At 35.7% G+C, this 6,780-nt stretch carries 7 protein-coding genes and 1 pseudogene; 3 read left to right on the top strand and 5 right to left on the bottom strand.

What is annotated here, in order from left to right:
- From AC1M9I_RS12380 to AC1M9I_RS12360, 5 genes and pseudogenes are all read right to left on the bottom strand, one after another.
- Positions 1 to 256, bottom strand: a pseudogene (locus AC1M9I_RS12380) (replication initiation protein RepM); the annotation flags it as partial.
- A gap of 311 nt (positions 257 to 567) precedes the next feature.
- Positions 568 to 1,191 carry a LysE family translocator gene (locus tag AC1M9I_RS12375; RefSeq protein ID WP_092766522.1) on the bottom strand — a complete coding sequence of 208 codons (624 nt, stop codon included), beginning with the start codon at positions 1,189 to 1,191 and terminating at the stop codon, positions 568 to 570.
- Positions 1,192 to 1,337: 146 nt separating this feature from the next.
- Positions 1,338 to 1,949 (bottom strand): NAD(P)-dependent oxidoreductase, encoded by a 612-nt coding sequence (locus AC1M9I_RS12370; RefSeq protein WP_481592817.1) that lies wholly within the window; start codon positions 1,947 to 1,949, stop codon positions 1,338 to 1,340.
- A 250-nt stretch (positions 1,950 to 2,199) separates the two neighbouring features.
- Positions 2,200 to 3,135, bottom strand: a complete 936-nt coding sequence (locus AC1M9I_RS12365) for a hypothetical protein (RefSeq protein WP_481611117.1) — start codon at positions 3,133 to 3,135, stop codon at positions 2,200 to 2,202.
- A 63-nt stretch (positions 3,136 to 3,198) separates the two neighbouring features.
- On the bottom strand, positions 3,199 to 3,756 hold the full coding sequence (locus tag AC1M9I_RS12360) for a hypothetical protein (RefSeq protein WP_035270262.1): 558 nt from the start codon (positions 3,754 to 3,756) through the stop codon (positions 3,199 to 3,201).
- A 331-nt stretch (positions 3,757 to 4,087) separates the two neighbouring features.
- On the opposite strand from AC1M9I_RS12360, the gene AC1M9I_RS12355 reads away from it, so the two are divergent.
- The 3 genes from AC1M9I_RS12355 to gshB all read left to right on the top strand — a co-directional run bounded on the left by AC1M9I_RS12355 (position 4,088) and on the right by gshB (position 6,765).
- Positions 4,088 to 4,804, top strand: coding sequence for a 2OG-Fe dioxygenase family protein (locus tag AC1M9I_RS12355; RefSeq protein WP_481592883.1), 717 nt, complete (start codon positions 4,088 to 4,090; stop codon positions 4,802 to 4,804).
- A complete protein-coding gene (locus tag AC1M9I_RS12350; protein WP_481611116.1) occupies positions 4,801 to 5,694 on the top strand; it encodes a LysO family transporter in 894 nt (297 codons plus the stop codon). The genes AC1M9I_RS12355 and AC1M9I_RS12350 overlap by 4 nt, the downstream gene beginning before the upstream one ends.
- Positions 5,695 to 5,826: 132 nt before the next feature.
- Complete coding sequence (gshB, locus tag AC1M9I_RS12345; protein ID WP_481592820.1) at positions 5,827 to 6,765, top strand: glutathione synthase; 939 nt, start codon at positions 5,827 to 5,829, stop codon at positions 6,763 to 6,765.
- The last annotated feature ends 15 nt before the right edge of the window (positions 6,766 to 6,780 follow it).

Raw genomic sequence — 6,780 nt, 5'->3', positions numbered from 1 at the left:
ACATGCCGTAAGAGATTCGATTGATCTGCATATTTGGTAAATCTAAAAACTTAGGTTTATCGACCTGTTTAATTGTTGCTGATTGAATTTTATTAGAACTAAAGCCAAGTTGTTTCAGGAGTGGATAAAACATTCTGAATTTTTTTGGCTCTAAAAGCATGTCTGCAATGCGTTTCGTAAAGTCTTCGGAGGACTCTCCGATTTCGGCATATTCGCTACCAACTTTGGGCAGTTCAGATAATTTATGTGCGAACAAATTGAATAGCCACCAATTTTGTAGACACTTTATAGCTCTTCTAAAATTAACATAATACACCTTATGCGAAATTCTTATCTGCATCACACAAATTACATTTTTACGTCATGCCCAACTTTTCATTCAGCTCTTGTTACCTCATCACTCAAGGACGATTTTGCCACGGTGGGGTATATCAAATGCATAACCTGATCGCAGGCAAGAATCATCTAATCAATGATTTTTATCTTCTGAATAAAAGACGATCATGGCGGGTTGCATCATTAGAAACCCCGGGAATAAATTCATTCATAAATTGTAGTTTAAATAAGTTAAAGAGACTCATAAAAGAGCGCTGTGCTGAATATCCCATACCCAGCGATGGTCATGAGGATCGCGCCACACAAGGCTAAGATTTTTGAATAAATACGTTGTTGAGAAATAGCGTTAAAACCTAAATAGACCAAAGATAGTACGACAAAATCTAGAAGAATCCATGTGATGATTAACAGCGACAAACTTAAATCTATATTTGGTGTAATTTGAATAAACTGCGGAAAAAAAGCAGTGAAGAAAATAATATCTTTTGGATTGGAAATTCCAACTAAAAACCCTTTGGAAAAACCGCTATCCATCGGCTTGATCTTTGAAGAGGCAGTTTGATTGTGCTGAAAAGTTTCTCTAAGAATTTCAAAACCTAAATAGCCAATATAAAGACATCCTAGGACTTTGATGATGTTGAAAATATGCTCATTAAAATGAAGAACACCCTTAAGTGCAAGAATTGAAAGCGCAATTAAACATAGTGAGGCGACATTAGTGCCTAAAATGGTTTGTAATGCTTTTCGATAACCACCTTTTGCACCTGCACTGGCCACCAAAATCATAACAGGGCCTGGAGTGGCAATCATAATAATGACAGTGAAAATATATAAAAAATACTCAAGATAATTCATGAAAATACTACTTTTTAAATTTTATTTATATGAATATTATAACCTCTTTAGATTTCATTCATCTCATTTATTTAAAATATCTCATAGAGTGAAATATATAATAAAAAAGGAAGCTTAAGCTTCCTTTTTTATTATATTATTGAATATTAATAACCTACGCTAAAGCGCTCTTGAATATGGTTATTATTTTCCAGCTCATCACTGAGCGCTACTGCGAAATCTTCTGCAGAGATTTTACTGCCTTCTTCACCAACGATAAGTTCATCTTTACCAGAGCGATATTCACCAGTTCGCTTACCAGGACCGAATTCCGCTGCAGGAGCAATAAAAGTCCAGTCAATGTCGTCCACTTGTTTTAACTTATCAAAGAACTGAATGCCTGCTTCCGCCTCAGCTTTATATGCATCAGGAAAGTCCTCTGTATCGATTACACGCACATTTTGATTTGGTACAGTTAAACCGCCAGCGCCACCAACAACAATATAACGTTTAACTTTTGATTCACGAATAGCATTAAGAAGTGAATTGATATCAAGACCTTGGAAACGTACTGCACTAATTACAGCATCTTGACCTTTCAGCTCATTTACAAGTGCTTCTTGATCATTTAAATCTAAATCTACAGTTAAAACACGCTCTGTATCTGAAATTTTGCTTGTATTACGAGCAATCGCTTTGACGTAGTGTCCACGTGAAACAAGCTCTTCAAGAATACGAGAACCTGCCATGCCTGTTGCACCAATTAATACTATTTTCATAATGCCCTCATTAAATTTATAGCTATGATTATTGGAGTGCTAAATATTTAGTCATCACGATTAAGAAAATGAAATCATGAATGATTAAAATGTAATATTAATTTAGCTTAAAATAAAAAATATTAATGTATTAAATCTATGTTGATTTATAGTTAAAATAGGAGTGAGAAGTTATTTAATTATTTTAAATGTAAATTTTATGTAATTATAAGCTTGAAAAATATTCATATAAAACCAGTCTAACTCTTATTTATTGTTGAAGTTGGTTTAAAGAAAATCGCCATATATCATTTTTATATCCATAGCTTTCATCTTTCGAGTTTGGTGGATGTTGTAAGATAAAATCATGTAGTTGCTTTTTTTGATCATTATTCAGAACTTCAACTATGGCGGGTTGGTCGACAATTTGAATATTTAAATTCGCAATAATGTCTTCAATCATCTTCGGATTTTTATGCGCAAGTTGTTCTAAAGTTGTGTTATTTCCCTGACCATTTAGCAGATATTGAGAAAGAAATTGTGCTTCGTTTGGTGAGATAGAATTTTGTTGAAGAAGTTCTTGTGCAAGATTGTGCTGAGTTTGGACAGATGCGGTATGCGGTAGGCTAGAAATAAGAACTTGTTTAACCTTTGGATCTAAATTTGGATCCTGAAAACGTTGCTCTAAAGCGTGACTAATTTTCTGTCGAATCAAATCATTTTCAGGTAAGGATTTTTTGAGTTCATGTTCTCGATCAGTCAGCAACATCGCATTATTCAGTGCGCCTATCGCTAAGCTTTGAATTTTAGGATTTTGATGTGTTAGAAATGGCAAAATTTGTTCAGTTGCTTCTAAAGGATTGAGAGAAGTAAGTTGAGTCAGGATTTCTTCTATTGCATTTTCATCATGCTGGTTTTGTTCAAGGAGCTGAATTAAATCATGTATTTTTTCTTCTCGATTCGCAGCAGATTGATCAAGTTGAAGTAACTTTTTTGCCCATACGGGTAGGTTAGTGTTGAGTTTCATATCTGCACTATTTTCAGACATGCTAGTCGAGCGATCTTCATTGCTTTTTAACGTTGAAGTATTATTGTTTTGATTTGATATACTTTGAGTCGTATCTGCTGTCGATTTCAAATACACCCATAAAATTACTGCACAGATCACGAAGATCAAAATAACCAAAAAAATATTTTTCTTATTCATAATATTAAGCTGTCGTTGCCTTCAACATCAGAGATGTGAAGGCAATCCAATGGAATGATTTATTTACACTCGTGTAATTGTGAGTAAGCTACTGTTGAAAGTTCCACGCGGTGTGCTTCCTCCTAGATTACCATTACCCGTCTGAGTGTAGAGCCATTTCGTAAAGCTGTCACATCGGAACGTTCCCTTTTGCCATGTATATTTGCTACAAGCACCATTGGAGTTATATTGTGAACAGACTTGCACAGCTGGGTTCGGTGTTGCTGAATACAGCGTGTAAGCGACATGAGGTCGTTGCTGATTTGAAATCGCAGTGATTTGATTAGCAGCAGATGAGTAAGGAGATTTATATCCAAAACTTGTTTTGGCCTTTGCTCCCCAATATTTTGTAGTTTTAAATCCACTTAAGCTGACATATTCAATCACATCTACATATGCCGTTTTGTTCATGACTTGAACAATATTGTTTGAACTTACATATACACCTGTATGCCCTAATGCACCAACGAGTGGAACGTCGAGGTCTCGACCGAGTACATCACCGACTCGTGTAGGATTGCCTGCTGCTAAAGTAATTGAACTGATAGTGAGTAAACAGAGTGTAGAAATTATTTTAATCATGGACTTGTACCTATTGTTGGAATAGCAAGTCCTGTTAGTTTTATTCAACGATGTTAACGTTTGATGTAACTTGTATTTGAAGTTGTAACAATAATTTTGTAATTTTTCTTAATAATTTAATTTGAAATAGTAATATTATTTTGTGAGTAAACCTTAATAAAAACGTAATAATTTTAGCGTAACTATGATATTTATTTAGTTATTCTTAAGGATTAATTGTGCTTGATCAATTAGACGCTAATACTGAATCGTATAGCAATTTGACTGCTATAAAACATCAAGAAATTGATTTGAAGAATACCTTCAAAGCAAAAGGGTATCTACATTATAAATCTATAGAGGTGGATTTTCTAAACTATTACTAGCTAAAGAGTTTGAAAAACTTGAAAAAGATCCTTTTGCACCTACACATACTCAAAGGTTTAGAAGATACGGAAATGCCTTAATTTTACCTTGGGAAAAAGATCTTAAGCCTATTTGGTTGCCGACAGTGCGTGATAATATAGGGCAGGAGTTATCTGGATATGATCAGGGAGGGAACAATCCCGAGCATCAGTCGATTCGTTATTTTAACGCGTTGAGCCAAGAAGCTAAATCTACGCAATATCTTAATGATTTGATTGTAGATGATTATCAACTTACTTTTGGTTTGGAAAATGCCTATCTGCCAATTTACGTGGGTGTCCATTTTGTCAAACTGCGTTCAACTCATGCCGATCAGCTAGGAATTAGTTCGCCTAATTGTTTTCATCAGGATGGTGAGCCATTCACATTTGCTCATTTGTTTTATAGGAGCAATAACATTGAAGGAGGTGAAAACTTTATTGCATCACCTCAGGAAAGAAATAAGCGTTTAGATGAGGTAAATAATTATAATATTTATCAAAAATTTACGTTGAGACAAGCTTCTGAAAGTTTTGCTGTACACGATCCAGCAGTTTCACATTATGTATCACCTATTAGAAAAATAGATCAAGGCACAAATGCTGAGGCTGGTGAGCGCTGGATGATTTTGATTGATTTCTCTCTTACAAAGCAAAAAATATGATTCAAAATTTAATAATTTCGCTTCTACCTATTCTCATTTCTCTTATATTGGGTTGGGGCACAGGTAAAGCTGCAAACGTTCAAGTCCGCAATATATTGGTTGGTCAAATTACGTTTTTGGTGTGGTTGCTCCTCATCTCTATAGGCTTTCAATTTGGCAGTGTCTTGTTTGATAAAGATCTTGGTTCAAAAATATTAATTGAAGCTTTTATTTATTCTACAGTGTTAAGTCTGATTACCTTTGGACTTTTATTTAATCGTAGCCACTTTAAGGCTGAGCACCAAAAATCATTCAAGGATATGCTCAAACCTATTACCGAATGCTTGATTGCGATTGGAATGGTGTTGATCGGGATGGGGCTATATTGGCTATTACCCAAGACTTTATCAGGGGAAATGTTAAGCGCGATACTATTGTATGTGTTGATTTTTTTAATCGGAGTGGATTTGTCTACGATTAAAATTCAAGCCCTCACTATGAATCATATTAAAGTGCCATTTTTTTCAATCATTGCACTATTTATTGCGGCTTATTTGACGAGTCATATCATGACTCAATCTTTTGTCGAACTCGTTGTGATGGGGAGTGGATTTGGTTGGTTCTCTCTTTCTGGTCCTTTAGTTGCTAAAGTTTTAGGACCTGAGCAGGGAACTTTTGCTTTGATCACAGATCTTGTACGAGAGTTTTATGCGATTGCATTGTTGTATTTATTAGGTCAGCGTTATCCAAAGCCAATCATTGGTGTATGTGGTGCCACGGCGATGGACTCGACTTTACCCTTTGTAAAAAACAATTGTTCACCATTAGATGTACAAATTGCAATTCTCAGTGGATTTTTCCTGACGCTCATTGCGCCGTTTTTTATTATTTTTTTTAGTAGTTTGATATGAATCCAAATTCTAGTGCTCAGCAGAAATAGGAAAGAGCTTCTCTGAATTTATACAATTGATCCTTTGATAGATCAGTAGATCGTTCACTAAACTTCGTTATAATCGCTTCATTGATAAAATAGAGAACAGATCATGCGCGTACTTGTGGTGATGGATCCCATCGAAAATGTAAACCTCAAAAAAGATTCGACCATGGCAATGCTTTGGGCTGCTGCACGTCGCGGTCATGAGTTAGGGTATGCACTTCAGGAAGATTTATATATCGATCAAGGCAAAGCTTTTGGTTTGATCTCACCACTTAAAGTGTTTGAGGATTATAATCATTACTATGAACTTGGTGAAAAACAGAAAGAATCTTTAGCCGCATACGATGTTGTACTCATGCGTAAAGATCCACCTTTTGATATGAACTTTGTTTATACAACTTATATTCTGGAACAAGCGGAACGTGAAGGTTCCTGGATTATCAATAAACCTCAAAGTTTGCGAGACTGTAACGAAAAGCTGTTCGCTACACAATTTCCAGAACTGCAGGTTCCGACTTTGGTAACTTCACAGCAAAGTTTAATCCGAGAGTTTATTGCTGAACATCAAGATGTGATTGTAAAACCGCTAGATGGGATGGGCGGTATGGGGATTTTCCGTTTAACTGCTGCAGGGGCAAATATCGGTTCAACTTTGGAAATGTTGACTCAAATGGGGCAGCAACCGATTATGGCGCAACGTTATATTCCTGAAATTGTGGATGGAGATAAGCGTATTCTGATGGTCAATGGTGAGCCAATACCATATTGTTTAGCTCGTATTCCACAAAATGGTGAAACGCGAGGTAACCTTGCTGCTGGTGGGCGTGGTGAAGCACGTCCGTTGACTGAAAATGATAAGGCGATTGCTGCTAAAGTTGGACCATTCTTGCGTGAGAAGGGACTAGTATTTGTTGGTCTTGATGTCATTGGAAACTATGTAACAGAAATTAATGTGACTAGTCCAACATGTATACGTGAAATAGATGCACAATTTGGTACATCTATCGCAGATACATTATTTGATGTTTTAGAAACTGGACGTTAGTTGATCTGCAAAAAA

The sequence above is a fragment of the Acinetobacter sp. ANC_7553 genome (assembly GCF_056779895.1).
The sequence above is the reverse complement of the archived record's forward strand: the minus strand, read 5'-3'. Positions and strand labels throughout refer to the sequence as shown.